The 23,618-nt window shown below is 51.7% G+C and carries 29 protein-coding genes; 13 read left to right on the top strand and 16 right to left on the bottom strand.

Going from position 1 to position 23,618, the window contains the following annotated elements; translation table 11 throughout:
- Positions 1–36: 36 nt before the first annotated feature.
- The gene (locus tag F3J26_RS17165; RefSeq protein ID WP_157141373.1) at positions 37–210 is read left to right on the top strand and encodes a hypothetical protein; all 174 of its coding nucleotides are present in this window, start codon (positions 37–39) and stop codon (positions 208–210) included.
- On the opposite strand, the gene glmM is transcribed toward F3J26_RS17165, so the two are convergent.
- From glmM to rlmE, 4 genes are all read right to left on the bottom strand, one after another.
- Positions 207–1,544 (bottom strand): phosphoglucosamine mutase, encoded by a 1,338-nt coding sequence (glmM, locus tag F3J26_RS17160; protein WP_008454789.1) that lies wholly within the window; start codon positions 1,542–1,544, stop codon positions 207–209. The genes F3J26_RS17165 and glmM overlap by 4 nt on opposite strands.
- Positions 1,537–2,385, bottom strand: coding sequence for a dihydropteroate synthase (folP, locus tag F3J26_RS17155; protein WP_166995024.1), 849 nt, complete (start codon positions 2,383–2,385; stop codon positions 1,537–1,539). Before folP ends, glmM begins: the two co-directional genes overlap by 8 nt.
- Positions 2,386–2,483: 98 nt before the next feature.
- Complete coding sequence (gene ftsH / locus F3J26_RS17150; RefSeq protein WP_166877784.1) at positions 2,484–4,421, bottom strand: ATP-dependent zinc metalloprotease FtsH; 1,938 nt, start codon at positions 4,419–4,421, stop codon at positions 2,484–2,486.
- A 56-nt stretch (positions 4,422–4,477) separates the two neighbouring features.
- Complete coding sequence (gene rlmE / locus F3J26_RS17145) at positions 4,478–5,107, bottom strand: 23S rRNA (uridine(2552)-2'-O)-methyltransferase RlmE (protein WP_008454794.1); 630 nt, start codon at positions 5,105–5,107, stop codon at positions 4,478–4,480.
- Between the two features lie 126 nt (positions 5,108–5,233).
- Here rlmE and yhbY point away from each other — a divergent pair, with 126 nt between their 5' ends.
- The gene (yhbY, locus tag F3J26_RS17140; RefSeq protein WP_008454796.1) at positions 5,234–5,527 is read left to right on the top strand and encodes a ribosome assembly RNA-binding protein YhbY; all 294 of its coding nucleotides are present in this window, start codon (positions 5,234–5,236) and stop codon (positions 5,525–5,527) included.
- Positions 5,528–5,632: 105 nt separating this feature from the next.
- Here yhbY and greA read toward each other — a convergent pair whose 3' ends face one another.
- Complete coding sequence (gene greA, locus F3J26_RS17135) at positions 5,633–6,109, bottom strand: transcription elongation factor GreA (RefSeq protein WP_008454799.1); 477 nt, start codon at positions 6,107–6,109, stop codon at positions 5,633–5,635.
- A 250-nt stretch (positions 6,110–6,359) separates the two neighbouring features.
- Here greA and dacB point away from each other — a divergent pair, with 250 nt between their 5' ends.
- From dacB to pmrB, 3 genes are read left to right on the top strand one after another with little or no spacing between them, the layout of a single operon-like run.
- Positions 6,360–7,793, top strand: a complete 1,434-nt coding sequence (gene dacB / locus F3J26_RS17130; RefSeq protein ID WP_166995022.1) for a serine-type D-Ala-D-Ala carboxypeptidase — start codon at positions 6,360–6,362, stop codon at positions 7,791–7,793.
- 2 nt (positions 7,794–7,795) lie between these two features.
- Positions 7,796–8,458: a two-component system response regulator PmrA gene (pmrA, locus tag F3J26_RS17125; protein ID WP_008454804.1), complete on the top strand. Its 663-nt coding sequence runs from the start codon at positions 7,796–7,798 to the stop codon at positions 8,456–8,458.
- A complete protein-coding gene (pmrB, locus tag F3J26_RS17120) occupies positions 8,455–9,510 on the top strand; it encodes a two-component system sensor histidine kinase PmrB (protein WP_166995020.1) in 1,056 nt (351 codons plus the stop codon). The genes pmrA and pmrB overlap by 4 nt, the downstream gene beginning before the upstream one ends.
- 35 nt (positions 9,511–9,545) lie before the next feature.
- On the opposite strand, the gene cgtA is transcribed toward pmrB, so the two are convergent.
- The 4 genes from cgtA to rplU all read right to left on the bottom strand — a co-directional run bounded on the left by cgtA (position 9,546) and on the right by rplU (position 12,379).
- Complete coding sequence (gene cgtA / locus F3J26_RS17115; protein ID WP_008454808.1) at positions 9,546–10,718, bottom strand: Obg family GTPase CgtA; 1,173 nt, start codon at positions 10,716–10,718, stop codon at positions 9,546–9,548.
- A 16-nt stretch (positions 10,719–10,734) separates the two neighbouring features.
- Complete coding sequence (locus tag F3J26_RS17110; protein ID WP_166995018.1) at positions 10,735–11,700, bottom strand: EamA family transporter; 966 nt, start codon at positions 11,698–11,700, stop codon at positions 10,735–10,737.
- Between the two features lie 90 nt (positions 11,701–11,790).
- On the bottom strand, positions 11,791–12,048 hold the full coding sequence (rpmA, locus tag F3J26_RS17105; protein WP_007673187.1) for a 50S ribosomal protein L27: 258 nt from the start codon (positions 12,046–12,048) through the stop codon (positions 11,791–11,793).
- A 19-nt stretch (positions 12,049–12,067) separates the two neighbouring features.
- Entirely contained in the window at positions 12,068–12,379 is a 312-nt protein-coding gene (rplU, locus tag F3J26_RS17100; protein ID WP_008454812.1) for a 50S ribosomal protein L21, read from the bottom strand.
- Between the two features lie 260 nt (positions 12,380–12,639).
- Between rplU and ispB the strand changes: the two genes are divergently transcribed.
- Both ispB and sfsB read left to right on the top strand, forming a co-directional pair.
- Positions 12,640–13,611: an octaprenyl diphosphate synthase gene (gene ispB, locus F3J26_RS17095; protein WP_008454813.1), complete on the top strand. Its 972-nt coding sequence runs from the start codon at positions 12,640–12,642 to the stop codon at positions 13,609–13,611.
- Positions 13,612–13,844: 233 nt separating this feature from the next.
- Positions 13,845–14,108 (top strand): DNA-binding transcriptional regulator SfsB, encoded by a 264-nt coding sequence (sfsB, locus tag F3J26_RS17090; protein WP_008454817.1) that lies wholly within the window; start codon positions 13,845–13,847, stop codon positions 14,106–14,108.
- A gap of 45 nt (positions 14,109–14,153) precedes the next feature.
- Here the strand turns inward: sfsB and murA are convergent, their stop codons facing one another.
- The 7 genes from murA to mlaF form a co-directional block, all read right to left on the bottom strand.
- Positions 14,154–15,416 (bottom strand): UDP-N-acetylglucosamine 1-carboxyvinyltransferase, encoded by a 1,263-nt coding sequence (gene murA, locus F3J26_RS17085; protein WP_008454818.1) that lies wholly within the window; start codon positions 15,414–15,416, stop codon positions 14,154–14,156.
- 53 nt (positions 15,417–15,469) lie between these two features.
- Positions 15,470–15,724 (bottom strand): BolA family iron metabolism protein IbaG, encoded by a 255-nt coding sequence (ibaG, locus tag F3J26_RS17080; protein WP_008454819.1) that lies wholly within the window; start codon positions 15,722–15,724, stop codon positions 15,470–15,472.
- Between the two features lie 133 nt (positions 15,725–15,857).
- Positions 15,858–16,160, bottom strand: coding sequence for a lipid asymmetry maintenance protein MlaB (gene mlaB / locus F3J26_RS17075; RefSeq protein WP_166995016.1), 303 nt, complete (start codon positions 16,158–16,160; stop codon positions 15,858–15,860).
- Complete coding sequence (mlaC, locus tag F3J26_RS17070) at positions 16,160–16,789, bottom strand: phospholipid-binding protein MlaC (protein WP_008454821.1); 630 nt, start codon at positions 16,787–16,789, stop codon at positions 16,160–16,162. The genes mlaB and mlaC overlap by 1 nt, the downstream gene beginning before the upstream one ends.
- A gap of 17 nt (positions 16,790–16,806) precedes the next feature.
- Positions 16,807–17,358: an outer membrane lipid asymmetry maintenance protein MlaD gene (gene mlaD / locus F3J26_RS17065; RefSeq protein WP_008454822.1), complete on the bottom strand. Its 552-nt coding sequence runs from the start codon at positions 17,356–17,358 to the stop codon at positions 16,807–16,809.
- Between the two features lie 4 nt (positions 17,359–17,362).
- Positions 17,363–18,145, bottom strand: coding sequence for a lipid asymmetry maintenance ABC transporter permease subunit MlaE (mlaE, locus tag F3J26_RS17060; RefSeq protein WP_008454823.1), 783 nt, complete (start codon positions 18,143–18,145; stop codon positions 17,363–17,365).
- Positions 18,146–18,152: 7 nt separating this feature from the next.
- On the bottom strand, positions 18,153–18,968 hold the full coding sequence (mlaF, locus tag F3J26_RS17055) for a phospholipid ABC transporter ATP-binding protein MlaF (RefSeq protein ID WP_166995014.1): 816 nt from the start codon (positions 18,966–18,968) through the stop codon (positions 18,153–18,155).
- 229 nt (positions 18,969–19,197) lie between these two features.
- Between mlaF and F3J26_RS17050 the strand changes: the two genes are divergently transcribed.
- Genes F3J26_RS17050 through lptB form a run of 6 tightly spaced genes read left to right on the top strand, consistent with a single transcriptional unit; the run spans position 19,198 to position 23,582 of the window.
- The gene (locus F3J26_RS17050; protein ID WP_008454825.1) at positions 19,198–20,175 is read left to right on the top strand and encodes a calcium/sodium antiporter; all 978 of its coding nucleotides are present in this window, start codon (positions 19,198–19,200) and stop codon (positions 20,173–20,175) included.
- 16 nt (positions 20,176–20,191) lie between these two features.
- Positions 20,192–21,178 (top strand): arabinose-5-phosphate isomerase KdsD, encoded by a 987-nt coding sequence (kdsD, locus tag F3J26_RS17045; RefSeq protein WP_008454826.1) that lies wholly within the window; start codon positions 20,192–20,194, stop codon positions 21,176–21,178.
- A gap of 16 nt (positions 21,179–21,194) precedes the next feature.
- Entirely contained in the window at positions 21,195–21,761 is a 567-nt protein-coding gene (kdsC, locus tag F3J26_RS17040) for a 3-deoxy-manno-octulosonate-8-phosphatase KdsC (RefSeq protein WP_008454827.1), read from the top strand.
- A complete protein-coding gene (gene lptC, locus F3J26_RS17035; protein ID WP_166877761.1) occupies positions 21,758–22,330 on the top strand; it encodes an LPS export ABC transporter periplasmic protein LptC in 573 nt (190 codons plus the stop codon). The genes kdsC and lptC overlap by 4 nt, the downstream gene beginning before the upstream one ends.
- The gene (gene lptA / locus F3J26_RS17030; protein WP_008454829.1) at positions 22,299–22,850 is read left to right on the top strand and encodes a lipopolysaccharide ABC transporter substrate-binding protein LptA; all 552 of its coding nucleotides are present in this window, start codon (positions 22,299–22,301) and stop codon (positions 22,848–22,850) included. Before lptC ends, lptA begins: the two co-directional genes overlap by 32 nt.
- Before the next feature lie 6 nt (positions 22,851–22,856).
- On the top strand, positions 22,857–23,582 hold the full coding sequence (lptB, locus tag F3J26_RS17025) for an LPS export ABC transporter ATP-binding protein (RefSeq protein ID WP_008454830.1): 726 nt from the start codon (positions 22,857–22,859) through the stop codon (positions 23,580–23,582).
- Positions 23,583–23,618: the final 36 nt, after the last annotated feature.

Here is a 23,618-nt window from a genome sequence, read left to right as displayed (position 1 = left end):
CACGCCAATTGCTTCAAACCAGTTAAGCGGATACGTTTGTCATTACCCACTGAAGCGGGTGAGAATACTAACCAAAGCCAGACTGGTGCGCAAGGGCAATTTATTAACAATGCACTGACTGCGGAAAAAAACAGCAAACAAGTAATTTCCACCAAAGAAACAGGCGGCAACTGCCGCCTTTTCAATCAGTTTGCGAAGAAAAAATATTAAACGGCCTTCACTGCGTCTGCGATCTGATGAGCAAACGCGGTAACCTGGGCTTCATCTTCACCCTCGACCATCACGCGAATGAGTGGCTCCGTTCCGGATTTACGCAGCAACACCCGTCCACGGCTGCCCAATGCAGCTTCCACTTCAGCCGTAACGCGCTTAACCTCTTCGTTTTCAAGCGGATCGCCGCTGCCTGCGGTAAAGCGAACGTTAACCAGAATCTGCGGGAACAATTTCATTCCGCTGCAGAGATCGTGCAGGCTCATATGGTTACGAACCATTGCGGTAAGCACTTGCAAACCTGCGACTATGCCGTCACCGGTGGTGGTTTGGTCCAGCAGAATGACGTGACCGGAGTTTTCAGCCCCAATTCGCCAGCCTTTCTCCTGCAGTTTTTCCAGAACATAGCGGTCGCCAACTTTCGCGCGGGCAAAAGGAATACCCAACTGCTTCAGCGCGACTTCAAGTCCCATATTACTCATTAGCGTACCCACGGCACCGCCGCGAAGCTGCCCCTGACGTAATCCTTCCCGGGCAACGATATAAAGGATCTGATCGCCATCGACTTTAAGGCCCTGGTTATCCACCATAATTACCCGGTCGCCGTCGCCGTCAAACGCGATGCCTAGATCGGCTTTTTCCGCCAGCACGCGCTCTTGCAGCATACGCACATCGGTCGCACCGCATTTTTCATTAATATTCACCCCATCCGGCTCACAGCCGATGGCAATGACTTTTGCACCCAGTTCACGCAATACATTCGGGGCAATGTGGTAAGTCGCGCCGTTGGCGCAGTCTACGACGATTTTAAGGCCATTAAGGCTCAGTTCGTTCGGGAACGTGCCTTTGCAGAATTCAATATAGCGCCCTGCTGCATCGACAATACGGCTGGCTTTACCCAACTCCGCCGAATCCACGCAGGTGATCTCTTTTTCCATCTCCGCTTCAATAGCTTCTTCGACCTCATCCGGCAGTTTAGTCCCGTCGATCGAGAAGAATTTTATACCGTTATCATAGAACGGGTTGTGTGAGGCGGAGATAACAATCCCGGCTTCAGCGCGGAATGTACGAGTTAAATAAGCAACTGCAGGCGTAGGCATTGGACCAGTAAACGAAGCAGACAACCCGGCTGCAGCCAGACCTGCTTCCAGTGCAGATTCCAGCATGTAGCCGGAAATACGCGTGTCCTTACCGATAATAATCTTACGCGAACCATGACGAGCCAGGACTTTACCCGCAGCCCAGCCAAGCTTCAGAACAAAATCGGGGGTAATAGGTGCATCGCCCACGCGACCACGGATACCATCGGTGCCAAAATATTTACGGTTACTCATAGTATTTGTTTTCCTTCACTGAAAGCGTAGCTTCGACCACGCGCATAGCTTCAACAGTCTCTTTTACGTCATGAACGCGAAGAATTTGAGCCCCCTGCATCGCAGCAATCACCGCGCAGGCAAGGCTACCGCTCAGGCGCTGATCCGGGCCAACATTAAGCAGTTGCCCGACCATCGATTTACGGGACATGCCTACCAGTAGCGGCATACCGTAGCGATGAAATTCCGAAAGGCGAGCCAATAACTGATAATTGTGGGTGAGATTCTTACCGAAACCAAAGCCCGGGTCGAGCAGCAATTTATCTTTTGAAATCCCTGCGGCTTCACAGCGGGCAATGTGCTCCACAAAAAAGCGATTCACATCGGCAAATACGTCATCGTACTGTGGTGCCTGTTGCATCGTTTTCGGTTCGCCCTGCATATGCATCAGGCAAACAGGGAGCCCCGTTTCCGCAGCGGCAGCTAGCGCACCTGGCTCCGTTAAGGAACGAATATCGTTGATAAGATGCGCCCCTACTCGTGCAGATTCGCGAATAACTTCGGCTTTCGATGTATCCACTGAGACCCAGACTTCAAACCGTTGAGCGATCGCGTCGACCACCGGAATAACGCGCTCAAGTTCTTCTTCTGTGCTCACCTCTGCCGCGCCAGGCCGGGTTGACTCTCCGCCAACGTCGATGATTGTCGCCCCGGCATTGATCATCGCATTTGCATGCTTGAGGGCCTCAACCAGGGAATTGTGCTGACCACCGTCGGAAAAGGAGTCCGGCGTGACGTTTAAAATCCCCATGACGTGAGGATGCGAGAGATCCAGCGTGGAGCCTTGCGCGGTGAGTTTCATTCTTCTTCCTTTGCGTTCGTCTTAGGCTGTACAAAAACAAAAACCCCGGGGCAGGCCCGGGGTTTATAGATTACTGCAAAAACATCTCGGTGAGCGTCTTATTTGTCGCCCAGTTGCTCAGACATCGTGTTGCCCGGATTTGGCGTACGTGGTTCATCAACCGGACGCGGCGCATTCGGGGTACCGTTGTTGTCAGAGTTATTGTTGTTTTTGCTCGCATCTTCCCAACCTGCTGGCGGGCGAACTTCACGGCGCGCCATCAGATCGTCAATCTGCGGGGCATCAATGGTTTCATACTTCATCAATGCGTCTTTCATGGTGTGCAGAATATCCATGTTCTCATTCAGCAACTGGCGAGCACGGGCATAGTTGCGTTCAATCAGGGATTTAACTTCCTGATCGATGATACGCGCAGTCTCATCAGACATATGCTTCGCTTTTGCCACTGAACGGCCCAGGAATACTTCACCGTCTTCTTCCGCATACAGCAGCGGGCCAAGTTTGTCGGAGAAGCCCCACTGAGTCACCATGTTACGAGCCAGGTTAGTCGCTACTTTAATGTCGTTCGACGCACCGGTAGAAACATGTTCTGCCCCGTAGATAATCTCTTCAGCCAGACGACCGCCATACAGCGTGGAAATCTGACTTTCCAGTTTCTGACGGCTGGCGCTAATTGCGTCGCCTTCAGGCAGGAAGAAGGTCACACCCAGGGCGCGGCCACGAGGGATAATCGTTACCTTATGGACCGGATCGTGCTCCGGTACTAGGCGACCGATAATCGCATGGCCTGCTTCGTGATAAGCGGTCGATTCTTTCTGCGCTTCCGTCATCACCATGGAGCGGCGTTCTGCCCCCATCATGATTTTGTCTTTCGCTTTCTCGAATTCAACCATCGACACCACACGCTTGTTACCGCGAGCAGCAAACAGCGCAGCTTCGTTTACCAGGTTAGCCAAATCGGCACCAGAGAAGCCAGGTGTACCACGAGCGATAATTGCGGCATCGATGTCCGGTGCAAGCGGTACGCGACGCATATGAACTTTCAAGATTTGCTCACGGCCACGAACATCTGGCAGACCCACGACAACCTGACGGTCGAAACGACCAGGACGCAGCAGCGCAGGGTCAAGCACGTCAGGACGGTTAGTTGCCGCAATAACGATGATCCCTTCGTTACCTTCAAAGCCATCCATCTCAACCAGCATTTGGTTCAGGGTTTGCTCACGTTCGTCGTGACCACCGCCCAGACCAGCACCACGCTGACGACCTACGGCATCGATTTCATCGATGAAGATAATACAAGGTGCCGCTTTTTTGGCCTGTTCGAACATGTCACGCACACGGGATGCACCAACACCAACGAACATTTCAACAAAGTCAGAACCGGAAATTGTGAAGAACGGTACTTTCGCTTCGCCAGCAATCGCTTTTGCCAACAGCGTTTTACCCGTACCCGGAGGGCCGACCATCAGGACACCTTTCGGGATTTTACCGCCCAGTTTCTGGAAGCGGCTCGGCTCACGGAGGTATTCAACCAGCTCACCCACCTCTTCTTTCGCTTCATCACAGCCAGCGACGTCAGCAAAGGTGGTTTTGATTTGGTCTTCCGTTAGCATGCGCGCCTTGCTCTTACCGAACGACATGGCACCTTTGCCACCGCCGCCCTGCATTTGACGCATAAAGAAGATCCAGACCCCAATCAGCAGCAGCATTGGGAACCAGGAAATGAAGATAGTTGCCAGCAGACTTTGCTCTTCAGGCGGTTCGCCCACAACTTTCACGTTCTTGGTAATCAGATTATCAAGCAGCTTGGGATCATTAACGGGGATGTAAGTCGTGTATCGGTTACTATCTTTCTTGGTAACGTTGATTTCACGTCCGTTGATGCGCGCTTCGCGAACCTGGTCCTGATTAACTTCAGACAGGAAAGTGGAGTAATCCACCCTACGGCCATTTGACTCGCTGGGCCCAAAGCTCTGGAATACAGACATTAGCACAACGGCAATGACCAGCCAGAGTATTAGGTTTTTCGCCATGTCACTCAAGGGATTAACCTCATATTACAACTGTGTTAACAAACAGCGTCAGGGTACTATAGTTTGCGCCCGGTCGCTACAATGTACACTTCACGTGAGCGGGCACGAGAAGAGTCCGGTTTACGAACTTTAACCGTCGTAAACAGGGAGCGAATTTCTCGCAGGTATTCATCGAAACCTTCGCCCTGAAACACTTTCACTACAAAACTACCGCCCGGCGCCAGCACGTCCCGACACATTTCCAGTGCCAGTTCAACCAAGTACATAGCGCGGGGAATATCGACTGCCGGTGTCCCGCTCATGTTTGGCGCCATATCTGACATGACAACCTGCACTTTACTGTCACCAACACGTTCCAGCAGGGCCTTGACGACTAATTCATCACGAAAATCGCCCTGAAGGAAGTCCACACCAACGATAGGATCCATTGGTAAAAGATCGCAAGCGATGATTCGCCCCTGATTCCCGATTTGCGTCACGACATATTGTGACCACCCGCCGGGTGCAGCACCAAGATCAACAATAGTCATTCCTGGCTTAAAAAGTTTGTCACTTTGCTGTATTTCATCAAGTTTAAACCAGGCACGGGACCGCAACCCCTTTTTCTGTGCCTGTTGAACATATTTATCGCTAAAGTGTTCCTGCAGCCAGCGACTGGAGCTGGCAGAACGCTTCTTACCTGTCATCTCAATATCCAACTTTGTTCATCGTGAATAGCAGGCTAACTAACAATCAGCACAGCCGATTTGGCGATACACTGGAGATGGCGGTAGAATGAACCGTTTTCAATCCCAACGTAAGCAAAAAATACGATGAATCTGAGTACTAAACAAAAACAGCACCTAAAAGGTCTGGCCCATCCGCTCAAGCCGGTGGTTATGCTTGGCAATAATGGTTTGACCGAAGGGGTACTGGCCGAGATTGAACAAGCGCTTGAGCACCATGAATTAATCAAGGTGAAGATCGCAACGGAAGATCGCGAAACCAAAACCTTAATTGTGGATGCCATCGTGCGGGAAACCGGCGCCTGTAATGTACAGGTCATCGGTAAAACGCTGGTGCTCTACCGCCCTTCTAAAGAGCGTAAGATTTCTCTGCCGAAATAAGCAGAGGTGTGCAAAATGCCACGCTATGTTCGTTGATAAAAGGCCGCTATGCGGCCTTTTTCTTTTCTTTACAATACGCCAACCCTTTAGCCAGCGTAGTAAAAATTACAAATATTCTACTTTTAAGATTTCGAATTCGACATCACCGCCCGGCGTGCGAATTACGACAACATCGTCGCATTCCTTGCCCACAAGACCGCGAGCAATAGGCGAGTTTACAGAAATAAGATTCTTTTTAAAATCAGCCTCATCGTCGCCAACGATGCGATAAGTAAGCTCTTCATCACTGTCCAGATTCAATACTGTTACGGTAGTACCAAAGATCACACGGCCGTTATTTGGCATTCTTGTGACGTCGATCACCTGAGCATTAGAAAGCTTCGCTTCGATATCCTGGATGCGGCCTTCGCAAAAGCCCTGTTGCTCACGCGCGGCATGATATTCAGCGTTTTCTTTCAGATCGCCATGCTCGCGAGCTTCAGCAATCGCAGCAATGATTTCAGGGCGACGAACGGACTTCAGGAAATCCAGTTCTTCGCGGAGTTGTTCAGCGCCACGTAAGGTCATCGGAATAGGTTGCATTTGTTATACCTCTTAAAATCAGTCCTCTGCAGCAGGGTAAACACCGTGCTGGCTTAAGAGCATGGCCGGTAACGCAAGTCTCTCCGGCAACAAATAAAAGAAAACCGACCCGGGGTAATGACTCCAGGTCAGTAACAGTTTTCAAATTGACCGGTATTTTACCCTGGAGTTCCCTGAGGGTCATCGTTTACTTTGCACCATAATGCACCGTAGTATGGCGGTCACGTTTCCAGGCCGTTACCGCGAGATTATGCGATTTTTGAGATTTGTCATTGGGTTGACCGCTGCCGTAGCCATCAATGTTCAGGCTGCGAACGTTGAAGAGTACACCTCCCAGTTGCCTGACGGGGCGAACCTGGCGCTGATGGTACAAAAAGTCGGTGCGACAAGCCCGTTCATTGATTATCACAGCCAACAAATGGCTCTGCCTGCCAGTACGCAGAAAGTGATTACGGCGCTAGCGGCGCTCCTTCAGTTGGGCCCGGATTTTCGTTTTACCACCACGCTGGAAAGCCGTGCTCAAATCGATAATGGCGTACTTAACGGCGATCTTATCGCTCGTTTCGGCGGAGATCCTACGCTTAAGCGTCAGGATATTCGCAACATGGTTGCCGAATTAAAAAAAGCGGGCGTCCAACAGATTAAGGGCAACGTGCTGGTCGACACGTCTATTTTCGCCAGCCACGATAAAGCACCGGGCTGGCCGTGGAACGACATGACACAGTGCTTCAGCGCACCACCCGCCGCCGCCATCGTGGACCGTAACTGCTTCTCTATTTCCTTATACAGCGCGCCAAAAGCTGACGATTTAGCCTTTATCCGCATTGCTTCGTACTATCCGGTCGTGATGTTTAGTCAGGTCAGAACGCTGGCCAAAGGTTCTCCTGACGCCCAATACTGCGAACTGGATGTTGTCCCGGGCGATCTCAACCGCTATACGCTTACCGGCTGCCTTACACAACGTGCCGATCCGCTGCCCTTAGCCTTTGCCATTCAGGATGGTGCAAGCTATGCAGGTGCCATCATTAAAGATGAACTGAAGCAGGCAGGGATCAGCTATAGCGGAACACTACTGCGCCAGACTCAACCCAACGAACCGGGCACGGTGATAGCCAGCAAACAGTCAGCCCCGTTGCATGACCTGCTTAAAATCATGCTCAAGAAATCCGACAACATGATTGCCGATACCGTATTCAGGACCATCGGACATAACCGGCTGGGTGTTCCTGGCACCTGGCGGGCAGGTTCTGATGCTGTACGCCAGATATTGCGCCAAAAAGCGGGCGTAGATTTGGGGAACAGTATTGTCGTCGATGGTTCAGGCCTTTCGCGTCATAACCTGATTTCACCGGCCACAATGATGCAGGTGCTGCAATACATCGCGCAGAATGATAATCAGCTAAACTTTATCTCTATGCTGCCGCTCGCGGGCTACGATGGCTCTCTGCAGTATCGTGCCGGCCTACATCAGGCTGGCGTGGATGGGAAAGTGTCGGCGAAAACGGGTTCATTGCAGGGTGTTTATAATCTGGCTGGCTTCATCACCACGGCAAGCGGGCAGCGCATGGCCTTTGTGCAGTATCTCTCTGGTTATGCCGTTGAACCAGCGGACCAGCGTAATCGCCGCATCCCGTTAGTGCGCTTCGAAAGCCGGCTTTACAAAGACATTTACCAGAATAACTAGTTATGAAACTGCTTATTGTTGAAGACGATTTACTGTTACAGGAAGGTCTTGCGCTGGCGTTAGGTGGGGAAGGCTACGCGCTGGACTGCGCCGCGACGGCTGCGGAGGCTGATGCCTTGCTGCAAAGCGGTGAATACAGCCTGATTATTCTCGACCTGGGGCTTCCGGACAAAGATGGTGCCACGCTGTTGAGTCAATGGCGTCGGCGTGGGGTAAAAAACCCGGTGCTAATCCTCACGGCTCGTGACGCGCTTGAAGACAGAGTAAATGGTCTGGACTCCGGCGCGGATGATTATCTGGTTAAGCCTTTTGCGCTTGCAGAACTGCAGGCGCGTGCGAGAGCGCTGATCCGTCGCTACCAGGGACACAGCGACAATCTGCTTCAGGAAGACGATTTAACCCTCAATTTGCAGACTCAGCAGGTGCTGCTCGCCAATCAGGCTGTAGAAATTACGCCCAAAGAGTTCGCTCTTCTGACACGCCTGATGATGCGAATCGGCCAGACGGTCCACCGTGAAACGCTACAGCAGGATATTTACAGCTGGCAGGACGATCCTGGCTCCAACACTCTTGAAGTACACATTCACAACCTACGCCGAAAATTAGGCAAAGACAGAATCAAAACCGTGCGCGGCGTTGGCTACAGGCTGGAAAGCCGCTCATGAGCAGCATGCGCCGGCGCCTGATGATCCTGCTGGCGCTTATTCTTCTTTTCTTCCAGTTGATTAGCGTTGTCTGGCTGTGGCATGAAAGCCGTGAGCAGATTGGTTTTTTGGTGAGTGAAACGCTCTCCGCAAAAGCCCGAAACCAGCAGGTCGAAAAAGAGATTCGTGAAGCGATTGCTTCCCTGTTGGTGCCTTCTCTGGTCATGGTTGCCTTTACGCTGTTTTTCTCTTTCTGGGCAATTACCTGGATAACCCGCCCGCTGAATCAGCTGCGTTCAAGCCTGGCTAACCGCTCAGCCGACAACCTCACTCCCCTGCCTATGTTTTCCGACATGGACGAAATGGTGGCTGTAACCAATTCCCTCAACCAGCTGCTTGGCCGGCTGGATCATACGATTCAACAGGAGCGCTTATTCACTGCCGATGCGGCCCATGAACTGAGAACACCGCTTGCTGGTCTCAGGTTACATCTGGAATTGATGGTAAAAAATGGGGTAGCGCAGGCCCCGATGCTGCTAACACGTATCGATCAGCTTATGCATACCATTGAACAGCTCCTGATGCTTTCGCGCGCCGGGCAAGCTCTGGCCAGCGGGCATTACAATACGCTGGTCTGGAGTGACGACATCATTGCGCCGCTTAAAATGGAAATGGAAGAGTTGGCGGCACAGCGCTCGCAAAAGCTAACCTGGCCTGCAGCATCCGCTCTGACCGTGCAAGGTGATGCCGTGCTGCTGCGTTTAATGTTGCGTAACCTGCTGGAAAATGCCTCCCGCTATAGCCCGGAAAAAGGCGAAATTCATATAGCATTGACGGAAAAAGAGGGTGGAACGATCTTGAGCGTGGCCGACAGCGGCCCGGGCATTAAAGACGAATATCTTCAACAAATCACGGAACCCTTCAGGCGTATGGATCAGCGCTATGGCGGTAGCGGACTGGGTCTGAACATTGTGCAGCGGATTGTTCAACTTCACCATGGCCGCCTGGCATTAGGCAATCGTGCGGAAGGCGGCTTGCAGGCTGACTGCTGGCTTCCGAACAGCATCCAATAAAAAAGGCCGGGAGCACCGGCCTTCTTCGTTGAGACTTACTTCTGGTAGATAATTTCGACGCCTTCGTCGTCTTCATCATCCCAGTCGTCATCCCAGTCTTCTTCTGCTTCAGCTTCCATTTCATCGAGCTGTTGGCGATGGTAATCATCCCACATAAACTCGACTTTCTCTGGCTGCTTAGCGACCTCAGCCGCCGTAATCGGGTTCTCGATGATAAAGGTCATCACATCCCAGCAGAGATCTTTGACGCCCATCTGGCTGGCAGCGGAGATCAGGTAGTATTTATCTTCCCAACCAAGCGCTTCGGCAATGGCTTTCGCTTTTTCTTCGGCCTGCGCTTTATCCATCAGATCGATTTTGTTAAACACGAGCCAGCGAGGTTTTGACGCCAGGCTTTCGCTGTATTTCTCCAGTTCGCCAACGATGATGCGGGCGTTTTCAACCGGGTCAGAGCCATCGATAGGTTCAATGTCAATGAGATGCAGCAATACGCGGCAGCGCTCAAGGTGTTTAAGGAAGCGAATGCCCAAACCAGCGCCGTCAGCGGCGCCCTCGATAAGCCCCGGGATATCCGCGACAACGAAGCTCTTTTCATTGTCCATACGAACAACGCCCAGGCTTGGCACTAGCGTAGTAAACGGATAATCAGCCACTTTTGGCTTCGCTGCAGATACCGCGCGGATAAAGGTAGATTTACCCGCATTTGGCATACCCAGCATACCGACATCGGCCAGCAGCATCAGCTCTAGCTGCAGATCGCGTTTTTCACCCGGAGTCCCCATCGTTTTCTGACGTGGGGTACGGTTTACGGAGGATTTAAAACGGGTATTACCCAGACCGTGCCAGCCGCCTTTGGCAACCATCAGCTTTTGGCCATGCTGCGTCATATCGCCCATGGTTTCACCGGTGCCCTGATCGATCACTCGGGTACCCACTGGTACCTTTACAGTGACGTCATGCCCACGTTTACCGGTACAATCGCGGCTTTGGCCGTTCTGGCCACGTTCTGCGCGGAAGGCCTTTTCAAAACGATAATCGATAAGCGTATTCAGGTTCTCGTCGGCTTCAAGCCATACGTCACCACCGTCACCACCATCACCACCGTCCGGGCCGCCTCTCGGGATATATTTTTCACGACGGAAGCTAACGCAGCCGTTACCGCCATCACCTGCTACGACCAGGATCGTTGCTTCATCAACAAACTTCATCTTACTTCTCCGTAAATCATTCGCCCGAACGCTGCACCGGCGTGATCGTTTCGGTTTTATGCCAGCGCCCCCAAAGGCGGTGGCCAATCGCGGAATACATCGCACCAGCCACAACCACGAGAGCCCCGATATAACCCACAAGGTTAAGCATCGGTATGGCGAAATACTCGGGCCAGGCCTGAGACAGCAGGTCTGAGAACAGCAACGTAAATAACGGGGTTAGCGTAATGATGGCGCTAACCTGGGAGGCCTGCCAGCGCGCCATCGCCTCAGCGAGCGCGCCATAGCCTACCAGCGTATTCAGACCGCAGAAAACCAGACATGCCAGTTGCCAGCTACTGAGCTGGAAAATCACACCAGGTTTTGCCAGCGGCAAAAGTGCAATAGTACATAAAGTGTACAACAAAAAGAGGATCTGCTGTGAGGCTAACCGGCGTAATAACACTTTCTGCGCCACACCATAGCTGACCCAAACCGTTGCCGCCAGCACGCCGAAGATAACACCAAGGGTGTAATCCGTCAGGCGGGTAAAAATCTCTACAAGACTGGTGTTGAAGAACATCACCAGACCACACAAGAGCATCATGGCACCAATAATCTGCGTGCCACGCATTCTCTCTTTTAGCACTACTACGCTCGCCACCATCATCCCGACAGGAGAAAGCTGGCCAATAACCTGAGACGCAGTAGGACTTAAATACTGCAGGGAAGAACTAAAGAGCAGAAAGTTGCCAAATAATCCCCCAGTGGCGATCGCTAACAGTACTAGCCACCGGGGCTTACGGAACATCCTGAGCGGCGGTAATTTCCCCCGAATCGCAAGGAAAATACCCAGGCCAATACTGGCCATCAGAAATCGATAAAATACCACGGTTGGTGGCGCCATCACCGGAAGCACCTGCTTCATCGCTATGGGTAACGCCCCCCAGCACATCGCCGTGGTTAACGCTAAAAGAATACCGATTCCCGCCTGCTGCCCCATGCCCATTCCCTGTCTTAATTTACCAGGCGTACAATGTAAAAAGCCCCGCAACACGTTGCGGGGCTTTCATCCGTTACCGGACCGAAAAACTTACTCAGCAACGATGCTGATGTATTTACGATTGTTCGGGCCTTTAACTTCGAATTTCACTTTACCGTCTGCTTTAGCAAACAGGGTGTGGTCACGACCACAACCTACATTGTTGCCAGCGTGGAATTTGGTACCACGTTGACGAACGATGATGCTACCAGCCAGTACAGTTTCACCACCAAAGCGTTTTACACCCAGGCGTTTTGCTTCTGAATCGCGACCGTTACGAGTTGAGCCGCCAGCCTTTTTATGTGCCATTTAATCTACTCCTCAGGTCTTAGGCGCTGATGCCAGTGATTTTCACATCAGTGAACCACTGACGGTGGCCCGCTTGCTTACGATAGTGTTTACGGCGACGGAACTTAACGATTTTAACTTTCTCGCCACGACCGTGAGCAACGACTTCAGCTTTAATAACGCCACCATCGACGAAAGGAACGCCGATTTTGACTTCTTCACCGTTTGCGATCATCAGAACTTCAGCGAACTCAACAGTTTCGCCAGTTGCGATGTCCAGCTTTTCCAGGCGAACGGTCTGACCTTCGCTTACTCGGTGTTGTTTACCACCACTTTGGAAAACCGCGTACATATAAAACTCCGCTTTCCGCGCTTACCTTACATAGGTTTCAGGTAGCGCTATAAATATTCACAATAGGGCGCGAATATTACGCAAATCGTGAGGGTTTGACAAGCCCGATCGTCAATTACCGTAGAAAAAAAACGCAACAGCACACACACCGTTTATCTGCCTCGTTTTTTCAGTACAATCTGTACTACAGTATCGAACCTCAACCCTCTCGTTATGCCATATGGATATGGAATAAACAGGACGAAAGCCAGACTTTTGCGATGAATTTAGAAAAAATTAATGAGTTAACCGCGCAAGATATGGCGGGTGTCAATGCGACAATCCTTGAGCAATTGAATTCCGATGTTCAACTGATCAACCAGTTGGGCTACTACATCGTCAGCGGTGGCGGTAAACGCATCCGCCCAATGATTGCCGTACTTGCCGCGCGGGCGCTTGCTTACGAAGGGCAAGCACATGTCAGAATTGCAGCGCTGATCGAATTTATACATACCGCCACGCTACTTCATGATGACGTCGTGGACGAATCAGATATGCGTCGGGGTAAAGCCACAGCCAATGCCGCTTTCGGCAACGCTGCGAGCGTTTTGGTCGGCGATTTCATCTATACGCGAGCATTCCAGATGATGACCAGCCTCGGTTCGCTGAAAGTGCTGGAAGTGATGTCAGAGGCCGTAAACGTTATCGCTGAAGGCGAAGTGCTACAGCTGATGAACTGTAATGACCCAGACATTACTGAAGAAAGCTATATGCGGGTCATTTACAGCAAAACGGCCCGCCTGTTTGAAGCTGCGGCTCAATGCTCGGGGATTCTGGCAGGCGCAACGGAGATTCAGGAAAAAGCGCTGCAGGATTATGGGCGGTACCTGGGTACTGCGTTTCAACTCATTGATGACCTGCTGGATTACAGCTCAGATGGGCAAACGCTGGGTAAAAATGTCGGCGATGATCTGAACGAAGGCAAACCGACGCTGCCGCTGTTACACGCCATGCGCAACGGCTCACCAGAGCAGGCTCAGATGATTCGTGAAGCGATCGAACAGGGAAATGGCCGTCATTTACTGGATCCCGTACTGAGAGCTATGTCGGATTGCGGTTCTCTGGAATGGACTCGTCAACGCGCCGAAGAAGAGGCAGATAAAGCAATCGATGCCCTTTCAGTGCTGCCTGATACTCCTTACCGTGAAGCGCTAATTTCTTTGGCGCACATGTCCGTTCAACGCGACCACTAACATCAACTTTAGCGCGCCAGTTGGCGCGCTAAAGTTTCCAGTAAAACAGATCCTCAACCCTTCCCTCTTTCCTGAATATTTCATTCTCACTAGCTTTCATCATATTTGCGGATGAAAACACAGAATCTATTATTCCTTGCACTTACTGGAATTATTTGGAAATTTTTATGTTATAAATTTCCTGTGCCATCGCTCATCTCAGAGCAGGATTAGTAAGATCACAGGGAGAGATTATGGAAAATCAATTTGTGGACTGGCATCCGGCGGACATTATTGCCGGACTGCGAAAAAAGAAAACGTCGCTCGCCGCCTTATCACGCCAGTCAGGTTTAAGCTCATCAACGCTCGCCAATGCGCTGTCTCGCCCCTGGCCCAAAGGGGAGTTTATTATCGCTAAGGCTTTAGGTGTTGCACCACAGGTTATCTGGCCTTCACGCTACCACGACCCGGTGACACGTGAGTTTATCGACCGAACACGGAAGATCCGGCAGCTATAAAAAAGCCGGGGCATGCCCCGGCTATCCGTCTTGAAGGGAGGATGTTTACTCGCTTCCCTTGACGCGGTCGATCTTAGCCCCCAGCGCCTGAAGCTTATCTTCAATGCGCTCATAGCCGCGATCAATGTGGTAAATACGATCCACTATCGTTGTCCCTTCTGCGATACAGCCCGCCAGAACCAGACTTGCAGACGCACGAAGATCGGTTGCCATTACCTGAGCGCCGGAAAGCTTTTCGACACCGTGGCAGATAACTGTATTGCTTTCGATCTCAGCATGCGCGCCCATACGGATTAATTCAGGCACATGCATAAAGCGGTTTTCGAAGATAGTTTCGGTGATAACGCCCGTCCCTTCCGCCACCAGGTTCAGCAGGGTGAATTGCGCCTGCATATCGGTAGGGAAACCTGGGTGTGGAGCAGTACGCACCGTTACGCCTTTTGGACGTTGGCCATGCATATCAAGACTGATCCAGTCTTTACCCGTTTCAACTTCCGCGCCAGCTTCACGCAGCTTCGCCAGAACAGCATCCAGAGTATCCGGCTGCGCGTTACGGCAAAGAATTTTACCGCCAGAGATTGCCGCAGCCACCAGGAACGTCCCGGTTTCAATACGGTCAGGCAGCACGCGGTAAACGCCCCCGCCCAAACGAGCAACGCCTTCGATAGTAATACGATCGGTGCCCGCACCGCTGATCTTCGCGCCCAGGGTGTTAAGGAAGTTCGCAGTGTCGACGATCTCCGGTTCACGGGCAGCGTTTTCAATGATCGTTTTGCCTTCCGCAAGCGTGGCCGCACTCATGATGGTCACGGTTGCACCCACGCTGACCTTATCCATCACGATATGAGCACCTTTAAGGCGGCCATTTACCGACGCCTTAACGTAGCCTTCTTCGAGCTTAATCTCCGCACCCAACTGCTCCAGACCAGTAATGTGCAAATCCACCGGACGAGCGCCAATGGCACAACCACCAGGCAGAGAAACCTGCCCTTGGCCAAAGCGAGCAACCAGTGGCCCTAGCGCCCAAATAGAGGCTCGCATGGTTTTCACCAGGTCATATGGCGCACAGAAAATATTTACGCCGCTGGCGTCAATGTAGACGGAACCGTTGCGCTCAACTTTGGTACCCAGCTGGCTCAGCAGCTTCATCGTGGTATCAATGTCTTTCAGTTTTGGAACGTTCTGAATCTCTACCGGCTCTTCCGCCAGAAGCGCGGCGAAGAGGATTGGCAGCGCGGCGTTTTTAGCCCCTGAGATTGTGACTTCTCCACTCAGGCGGGTAGGCCCCTGCACACGAAATTTATCCATTGAAACTGCTCTCTTTTAAATTCAAAACGTTATCACCAGCCTGAGCCGATGATTCAAAAACCATTCAGTTTGCGATCGCGCGCCCACTCTTCTGGCGTATAGGTCTTAATAGACACAGCATGCATGCGATTATCCGCGATAAATTCCATCAGCGGGGCATACACGGTTTGCTGTTTTTTGACGCGACTTAACTCGGCGAATAACTCACCCACCGCTATAACCTGAAAGTGGCTGCCATCGCCTGAGACGTGGACTTCCTGGAGGGGCAGTGCGTTCATCAGCACTGTCTGAATTTCATGATTTTCCATGGGGTATCTATTCGTCGATTAATAAATGATGAAATAAGCCACACATCTTAGAGGAAAGTGGCGTCCGCTTAAATAAGCAAAAAGCCCCAGAACTTAGCAGTTCGAGGGCTTTGAAAGTAACGTGCTGAAATCATTAGCCTGCCAGATGTGGCAATAGCGCCTCTGGCAGATTGTAGAGTTGAGCCAGTGTGCGCAAATTATCAGTAGCGCCCCTAAGCTCAATCTTGTTCCCCTGGCGAGCCACGATGGCTGTCAGGTGAATAAGCAACGCCAGCCCGGCGGTATCAACGCGAGTTAAGCCACTTAGCTCAAAGAGACTGATACCCGTGACCATTTTCTCACGCTGCTGCCAAAGCGAATTAACGGTGACGCCATCCAGCTCTCCGAAGAAATGCAGCGTTGCACCGTCCTGCTTCCAGCTTAGTTCTTCCGCCATTACTTTTTACTGTCCAGGGTAATTGGCTGTTTCGAAATCGACTGCAGCTGCGCGGTCAAACCATCGATACCTTTCGTACGGAGCAGATCGCTCCACTCGTTTTGTTTGGTGGTGATCATGCTGATCCCTTCGGCAATCATATCGTATGCCTGCCAGTTCCCGGTTTGGCTATTTTTACGCCATTGGAAATCAAGACGCACTGGTGGACGCCCATTTGGATCGATTATCGTCACACGGATCGCCACAATATCAGCATTACCAAGAGGTTGCTCCGGGGCGATTTGATAAGTCTGACCGTGATACAGCGCCAGCGCCTGACCATAGGCCTGCTTCAGGTACTCTTCAAAAGCCTTGAAGTAAGCGTCACGCTGCGCAGGCGTAGCATCTTTGTAGTAACGCCCTAACACCAGCGCCCCCGCGTATTTTACCTGAACATAAGGCAGCAGTTCCTGGCCAACGATATCCCGCAGATAATTCGGATTCTGTCGAATTTGAGGCTGCTCGTTTTTCAGGCGATCAAAGGTCTTCTGCGCCGCCTCATTCATTAATTTGTAAGGGTTGGTCTGGTCTGCCGCCATCGCAAATGGGGCGATAACCAGCATAGCTACCATCATAAGACGCTTAAACATCACTTGTTCCTCTTAAATTAATTCGTAGTACCTGACTGCGGTGCAGCATCAGTATGGCCTGCGGAATGCGCTTCAGCATCGCCAGAATTCTTATTGTCGCCGTTGCCGCTCTTGTAAAGGAACTGACCTATCAGATCCTCAAGAACCAAAGCAGATTTCGTATCCTGAATGGTGCTGCCATCTTTCAGCATAGATGACCCCAGTTCCGGGTCGTCAAAGCCGAGGTTAAGAGCAATATATTGCTCACCCAACAGGCCAGACGTGCGAATCGCCAGAGAGCTGGTATCCGGAATCTGGTTGTAGCGCTGTTCAATGTCCAGCGTTACGCGAGGCAAATAGGTTTTCGGGTCAAGAGCGATACCATCAACTCGACCAATAACAACACCACCAAGACGAACCGGCGAACTCATTTTCAGGCCACCGATGTTGTCGAAGGTGGCATATACCCGATAAGTCGGTTCGCTACGCAGAGAGGTAACATTCGCCACTTTCAGACAGAGAAAAATAATAGCGACCAGCGCGACCAGCAGAAAAGCACCAACCCAAACTTCAAATTTCTTTGTTTGCATGAACTCAATTCCCAAACATCAGTGCTGTCAGCACAAAATCGAGGCCCAAAACGGCCAGAGAAGCGTGCACAACGGTGCGCGTGGTTGCCCGGCTAATCCCGGCAGAAGTCGGAATAGCATCGTACCCGTTGAATAACGCAATCCACGTTACGGTAATGGCGAAGACTACGCTTTTAATCACGCAGTTAACCAAATCCAGCCGCCATGAGACTGCATTTTGCATTGCTGACCAGAAGAAACCGGCATCAATGCCTTTCCAGTTCACGCCCACCAGAGCACCACCCCAAACGCCCACGGCAACGAAGATAAGCGTCAGAAGCGGCAGCGAGATAACCCCAGCCCAAAATCGCGGTGAAACGACGCGGCGCAGCGGATCGACAGCCATCATCTCCATGCTGGACAGCTGTTCCGTCGCACGCATCAGGCCAATTTCGGCGGTTAAAGCAGAACCCGCACGCCCGGCAAACAGTAGCGCGGCAACAACCGGGCCAAGTTCACGGAGCAGTGAAAGCGCCACCAGCATGCCTAGACTCGACTCAGCGCTGTAAGTCGTCAGCACAAGATAGCCCTGTAAGCCAAGCACCATCCCGATGAACAGGCCGGAAACCATAATGATCAACATCGACAGTACGCCGACATTATAAAGCTGACGAACCAGCAACGGCGCATGCTTGCGAAACTCCGGTTTCCCTACCAGCGCGTTGAATAACATCAGTCCGGCACGTCCAAACGAAGCGCAGGTTTTTATCCCGCGTCGCCCGAGAGATGCCAGTGCATTTAGCAGCATGAGCAGTTTAGCTCCTCGTTCCAGGTAATAAATCTTGTTGATAATCCCCGGCTGGATAACGGAATGGCACCGGGCCATCCGCGATCCCATCAAGGAACTGTCTAACGCGTGGATCGTGGTTTTCACGCAATTCCGCCGGGCTACCTTGAGCAATAATGTGCTGATCGGCAGCAATATAAGCGTAATCCGCGATGCTTAATACTTCTGGTACATCGTGTGATACCACAATGCAGGTGACGCCAAGAGCGCTGTTAAGTTCTGAAATAAGCTTAACCAGCACGCCCATGGTAATGGGATCCTGTCCGACGAAAGGTTCATCAAACATAATCAAGTCTGGCTCAAGCGCTATAGCACGGGCCAACGCCGCGCGGCGCGCCATCCCGCCAGATAATTCAGAAGGCATAAGATTGGCCGCCCCGCGAAGCCCCACGGCTTCCAGTTTCATCATCACCGTGCTGTGCAATAGCGGTTCTGGTAACTGAAGATGTTCACGCAGTGGATAAGCCACGTTTTCAAACACATTAAGATCGGTAAATAAGGCGCCGGATTGGAACAGCATACTCATGCGTTTACGCACGGTAAAAAGCCGTGAGCGCGACATCGACGGTACGTTCTCACCATCAAAAAGGATCTCGCCGCTGTCCGGCTGGATCTGCCCACCAATAAGCTTCAACAGCGTAGTTTTACCGATCCCCGATGGCCCCATGATCGCCGTCACCTTGCCGCGTGGTACCGTCAGCGAAATATTCTCGAAGATCTGGCGCTCGCCGCGAGAGAAACTCATCCCACGGATCTCAACCAGATTGGCTTCTGTCTGACTCATCGCCCTTCCTTTTTTATGTTTGCCGGCAAGCATGGCCTCAAAGGGATGCTAAAACCCAACATTTTTACAGAATATTACCTGCGCAGGTTAGCGAAAGCTGGCATTTGTTTTACTTTTTCGCCGCATAAAGTCAGAATTAAGACTTATCGCCAGGCTCAGGCTGCACTTCGTTTTGCCCGACCCTTCAGCCCCTCAGGATCGGCGATTATACCCTAATAAAGGATTTTTCATGCTGTTAGCTACGGCGCTATTAATTATTGGTTTACTCCTGGTGGTCTATGGTGCCGACCGTTTAGTTTTCGCCGCAGCGATACTTTGTCGCAGCATCGGGATCCCGCCGCTGATTATCGGCATGACGGTGGTCAGCATTGGCACTTCACTGCCTGAAATTATCATCGCCAGTACGTCAGCGCTGCACGGCCAGTTGGATTTGGCCGTAGGGACAGCTATCGGCTCAAATATCACTAACATTATGCTGATCCTGGGGCTCGCCGCGCTGCTGCACCCATTTACCGTTAATTCCGATATTCTACGTCGTGAATTGCCTCTAATGTTGGCGGTGAGTGCCGCCGCAGGTCTGTTTCTCTATGACGGTGAACTGACGCAGGCCGAGGGCGTCATGCTGCTGACAATCGCAGTGTTATATCTACTCTTTATCATTAGAATAGGCCGCCTTGCGGAACGGCAGGGGATCGATAGTCTGACGCGGGAGCAGCAGGCCGAACTCCCTCAAGAAGGCAGTCTGTCCGTCGCATTTTTATGGCTGGGAGTGGCGTTGGTTATTATGCCGATGGCAACGCGAATGGTCATCGATAATGCCTCGGTGCTTGCCCATTATTTTGGCGTAAGCGAACTGGTTATCGGTTTGACGATCATTGCGATTGGTACCAGTCTGCCGGAATTAGCGACCGCCATAGCCGGCGCGCGCAAGGGCGAAGATGATATTGCGATTGGTAATATCATCGGTTCGAACATTTTTAACGTTGTGTTTGTGCTTGGCATTCCTGCGTTGGTGGCACCGGGCCACCTCAACCCGTTAGCTTTTGCCCGGGATTATTGGTTGATGTTAGCGGTAAGTGCTGTTTTTGCCCTGCTCTGCTGGCGCAAACCTCGCCAAATCGGCAAGCTCGCGGGCGCTCTGTTAACATGTGGATTCATCATATGGATTGTGGTGCTGTGGTTCGTTGCGCCACCTGTCGTCGAATAAAGCGGAAACGGGAATTATGTCTCATATAGATTTAGCGCCGGGTTTTGACTTTCAACAAGCGGGCAAAGACGTGCTCAATATTGAACGTGAAGGCCTGGCTCAACTCGACCAGTACATCAACGACGATTTCTCGCTGGCCTGTGAGAAGATATTCTATTGTCCCGGTAAAGTTGTTGTCATGGGGATGGGAAAATCGGGTCATATTGGGAAAAAAATCGCGGCAACCTTTGCCAGTACCGGCACGCCAGCCTTTTTTGTGCACCCAGGAGAAGCCAGCCACGGTGATTTAGGCATGGTCACGGCACAGGATATCGTCCTGGCGATTTCTAATTCCGGCGAGTCGAACGAAATTTTGGCGCTCATCCCGGTATTAAAGCGCCTTCAGGTGCCTTTGATTTGCATGACCGCCCGCCCGGAAAGCTCAATGGGCCGTGCAGCGGATATTCATCTGTGCATCAAAGTGCCTCAGGAAGCTTGCCCTCTCGGCCTCGCGCCAACCTCCAGCACAACGGCGACGCTGGTTATGGGCGATGCGCTGGCCGTGGCGTTACTGAAGGCTCGTGGTTTTACCGCTGAAGATTTTGCTCTGTCTCATCCTGGCGGCGCGCTGGGGCGTAAGCTATTACTCCGCGTGAACGATATCATGCACACGGGTGATGATATCCCGCACGTAAGCAAAGAAGCCTCTTTGCGGGATGCGCTGTTGGAGATTACCCGTAAAAATATGGGGATGACGGTCATCTGCAATGACCTGATGAAAATAGAGGGCATCTTTACCGATGGCGATTTACGTCGCGTGTTCGATATGGGTGTTGATTTACATACCTTACGTATTGCGGATGTCATGACAACGGGAGGCATTCGCGTACGCCCTGGCACATTAGCTGTGGACGCATTAAACCTGATGCAGTCACGCCATATTACTTCGGTTATGGTGGCGGATGGCGACCAGTTGCTGGGTGTGGTACATATGCATGACATGCTACGCGCGGGCGTAGTTTAAAAAAGGATTAGCCTTAATGAGTAACCATGATGCGCTGCTTAATACCTGCTACGGGCCGGTAAGCGCGCAGGTCATAGCGAAAGCGAAAGAGATTCGCCTGCTGATTCTGGACGTTGACGGCGTAATGTCTGACGGCCTTATTTACATGGGCAACAGCGGTGAAGAGCTGAAAGCCTTTAACGTACGCGATGGCTATGGCATTCGCTGCGCCCTGACCTCCGGAATTGAAGTCGCTATTATTACAGGCAGGAAAGCAAAACTGCTGGAAGATCGCTGCGAAACGTTGGGCATTACCCACCTTTATCAAGGGCAATCCGATAAAGTTGTGGCGTTCCACGATCTGTTGTCAAAGGTTGCGCTTTCTCCCGATCGGGTTGCCTACATTGGCGATGACCTGATCGACTGGCCAGTCATGGAACGGGTCGGTTTAAGCGTTGCCGTTGCAGACGCCCACCCATTATTGACGCCAAAAGCGGATTACGTGACCAGAATCAGCGGCGGGCGAGGCGCAGTGCGGGAAATCTGCGATCTCCTGTTGATGGCGCAAGGCAAGCTTGATGAGGCGAAAGGGCAATCCATATGAGCAAGACCAGACGTTGGATTATTTTCCTGCTTGCCATTGCGGCATTAGTGCTTATCGGCCTGAATCTGACGGAGAAGGACGAGTCCGGCGTAACCGTTAACAGCGATACGCCAACTTATCAAAGCGAATTTTCCACGACAGTCGTATACAACCCACAGGGCGCGCTGAACTATAAGCTTATTGCTCAACACGTTGAATACTTCTCGGATACGGGTATTTCATGGTTCACCAAACCCGTCATGACCCAGTACGATGAAAATAAAATCGCCACCTGGGAAATTCAGGCGGATCGCGCCAAACTTACCGATGACAAAATGCTTTATTTGTATGGCAACGTCGTCGTCACTGCGTTAACACCTGACTCTCAGTTACGCAGAATCACGACGGACAATGCGCAGGTGAATTTAATTACTCAGGATGTCGCTTCTGACGACCTGGTGACTTTGTACGGCACCACATTTAACTCCAGTGGCCTGAAAATGCGTGGCAACTTACGCAGCCAAACTGCACAGCTGATTGAAAAGGTTAAAACCTCATATGAAATCCAGAATAAACAAACTCAGCCTTAAACTTGTTCTGCTTGGTTCGCTTTTTGCCGTACCGCTGTCAGCCTGGGCACTGACCGGTGACACCGACCAACCTATTCATATCGAATCCGACCAACAGTCTCTCGATATGCAGGGCAACGTCGTTACCTTTACCGGCAATGTCGTTGTGACTCAGGGCACGATCAAAATCAACGCCGATAAAGTCGTTGTGACCCGCCCAGGCGGTGAACAAGGCAAAGAGGTGATTGATGGCTACGGTAACCCAGCTACTTTCTATCAAATGCAGGACAACGGTAAGCCGGTAAAAGGCCACGCGTCCACCATGCATTATGAATTGGCTAAAGATTTCGTTGTACTGACCGGCAACGCTTACCTTGAACAGCTGGACAGCAACATCACCGGCGACAAGATCACCTACCTGGTGAAAGAGCAAAAAATGCAGGCGTTTAGCGAGAAAGGCAAACGCGTGACCACCGTGCTGGTGCCGTCTCAGCTGCAAAACAAAAACGGCCAGCAACCGGCACCAAAAAAGAGTAACTGATTCGTTATGGCAACTTTAATTGCGAAAAACCTGGCCAAAGCCTACAAAGGCCGCCGCGTAGTCGAAGACGTCAGCCTGACCGTTAAATCAGGTGAGATCGTTGGGCTGCTCGGGCCAAACGGCGCCGGTAAAACCACGACGTTTTACATGGTAGTGGGGATCGTGCCACGCGATGCAGGTAACATCATTATTGATGAAGAAGACATCAGCTTGCTGCCACTTCATGCTCGTGCGCGTCGCGGCATCGGCTATTTGCCGCAGGAAGCGTCCATTTTCCGCCGCCTGAGCGTGTTTGATAACCTGATGGCGGTGCTGCAGATTCGCGATGATCTGACGTCAGAGCAGCGTGACGATCGCGCTAACGAGCTGATGGAAGAGTTCCATATCTCGCACCTGCGTAATAACCTCGGGCAGTCACTGTCCGGCGGTGAACGCCGCCGCGTAGAAATTGCTCGCGCGCTTGCGGCAAACCCGAAGTTCATTTTGCTGGATGAACCCTTTGCCGGGGTTGATCCTATTTCCGTTATTGATATCAAACGCATTATCGAGCACCTGCGTGACAGCGGCCTCGGCGTATTGATTACAGACCATAACGTCCGCGAAACGCTGGCCGTCTGCGAACGCGCCTACATCGTTAGTCAGGGGCACCTGATTGCCCACGGTACACCGGAAGAAATCCTTGAAGACGAGCAAGTTAAGCGAGTCTATCTGGGCGAAGAGTTCAGACTCTGATAGGGTGGGAAGTCTTACACGACTTATTTGAGGACG

The organism is Enterobacter sp. Ap-867 (genome assembly GCF_011752855.1).
In the GTDB taxonomy this organism is placed as follows: Bacteria; Pseudomonadota; Gammaproteobacteria; order Enterobacterales; family Enterobacteriaceae; genus Cedecea.
Note: the sequence above shows the minus strand (reverse complement) of the source record. Positions and strands in the feature narration are given on the sequence as shown.

Excerpts from the sequence above, each read along its gene's own strand:
- glmM (WP_008454789.1), bottom strand. The coding sequence starts at position 1,544 with ATGAGTAACCGTAAATATTTTGGCACCGATGGTATCCGTGGTCGCGTG.
- folP (WP_166995024.1), bottom strand. The coding sequence starts at position 2,385 with ATGAAACTCACCGCGCAAGGCTCCACGCTGGATCTCTCGCATCCTCAC.
- ftsH (WP_166877784.1), bottom strand. The coding sequence starts at position 4,421 with ATGGCGAAAAACCTAATACTCTGGCTGGTCATTGCCGTTGTGCTAATG.
- rlmE (WP_008454794.1), bottom strand. The coding sequence starts at position 5,107 with ATGACAGGTAAGAAGCGTTCTGCCAGCTCCAGTCGCTGGCTGCAGGAA.
- yhbY (WP_008454796.1), top strand. The coding sequence starts at position 5,234 with ATGAATCTGAGTACTAAACAAAAACAGCACCTAAAAGGTCTGGCCCAT.
- greA (WP_008454799.1), bottom strand. The coding sequence starts at position 6,109 with ATGCAACCTATTCCGATGACCTTACGTGGCGCTGAACAACTCCGCGAA.
- dacB (WP_166995022.1), top strand. The coding sequence starts at position 6,360 with ATGCGATTTTTGAGATTTGTCATTGGGTTGACCGCTGCCGTAGCCATC.
- pmrA (WP_008454804.1), top strand. The coding sequence starts at position 7,796 with ATGAAACTGCTTATTGTTGAAGACGATTTACTGTTACAGGAAGGTCTT.
- pmrB (WP_166995020.1), top strand. The coding sequence starts at position 8,455 with ATGAGCAGCATGCGCCGGCGCCTGATGATCCTGCTGGCGCTTATTCTT.
- cgtA (WP_008454808.1), bottom strand. The coding sequence starts at position 10,718 with ATGAAGTTTGTTGATGAAGCAACGATCCTGGTCGTAGCAGGTGATGGC.
- F3J26_RS17110 (WP_166995018.1), bottom strand. The coding sequence starts at position 11,700 with ATGGGGCAGCAGGCGGGAATCGGTATTCTTTTAGCGTTAACCACGGCG.
- rpmA (WP_007673187.1), bottom strand. The coding sequence starts at position 12,048 with ATGGCACATAAAAAGGCTGGCGGCTCAACTCGTAACGGTCGCGATTCA.
- rplU (WP_008454812.1), bottom strand. The coding sequence starts at position 12,379 with ATGTACGCGGTTTTCCAAAGTGGTGGTAAACAACACCGAGTAAGCGAA.
- ispB (WP_008454813.1), top strand. The coding sequence starts at position 12,640 with ATGAATTTAGAAAAAATTAATGAGTTAACCGCGCAAGATATGGCGGGT.
- sfsB (WP_008454817.1), top strand. The coding sequence starts at position 13,845 with ATGGAAAATCAATTTGTGGACTGGCATCCGGCGGACATTATTGCCGGA.
- murA (WP_008454818.1), bottom strand. The coding sequence starts at position 15,416 with ATGGATAAATTTCGTGTGCAGGGGCCTACCCGCCTGAGTGGAGAAGTC.
- ibaG (WP_008454819.1), bottom strand. The coding sequence starts at position 15,724 with ATGGAAAATCATGAAATTCAGACAGTGCTGATGAACGCACTGCCCCTC.
- mlaB (WP_166995016.1), bottom strand. The coding sequence starts at position 16,160 with ATGGCGGAAGAACTAAGCTGGAAGCAGGACGGTGCAACGCTGCATTTC.
- mlaC (WP_008454821.1), bottom strand. The coding sequence starts at position 16,789 with ATGTTTAAGCGTCTTATGATGGTAGCTATGCTGGTTATCGCCCCATTT.
- mlaD (WP_008454822.1), bottom strand. The coding sequence starts at position 17,358 with ATGCAAACAAAGAAATTTGAAGTTTGGGTTGGTGCTTTTCTGCTGGTC.
- mlaE (WP_008454823.1), bottom strand. The coding sequence starts at position 18,145 with ATGCTGCTAAATGCACTGGCATCTCTCGGGCGACGCGGGATAAAAACC.
- mlaF (WP_166995014.1), bottom strand. The coding sequence starts at position 18,968 with ATGAGTCAGACAGAAGCCAATCTGGTTGAGATCCGTGGGATGAGTTTC.
- F3J26_RS17050 (WP_008454825.1), top strand. The coding sequence starts at position 19,198 with ATGCTGTTAGCTACGGCGCTATTAATTATTGGTTTACTCCTGGTGGTC.
- kdsD (WP_008454826.1), top strand. The coding sequence starts at position 20,192 with ATGTCTCATATAGATTTAGCGCCGGGTTTTGACTTTCAACAAGCGGGC.
- kdsC (WP_008454827.1), top strand. The coding sequence starts at position 21,195 with ATGAGTAACCATGATGCGCTGCTTAATACCTGCTACGGGCCGGTAAGC.
- lptC (WP_166877761.1), top strand. The coding sequence starts at position 21,758 with ATGAGCAAGACCAGACGTTGGATTATTTTCCTGCTTGCCATTGCGGCA.
- lptA (WP_008454829.1), top strand. The coding sequence starts at position 22,299 with ATGAAATCCAGAATAAACAAACTCAGCCTTAAACTTGTTCTGCTTGGT.
- lptB (WP_008454830.1), top strand. The coding sequence starts at position 22,857 with ATGGCAACTTTAATTGCGAAAAACCTGGCCAAAGCCTACAAAGGCCGC.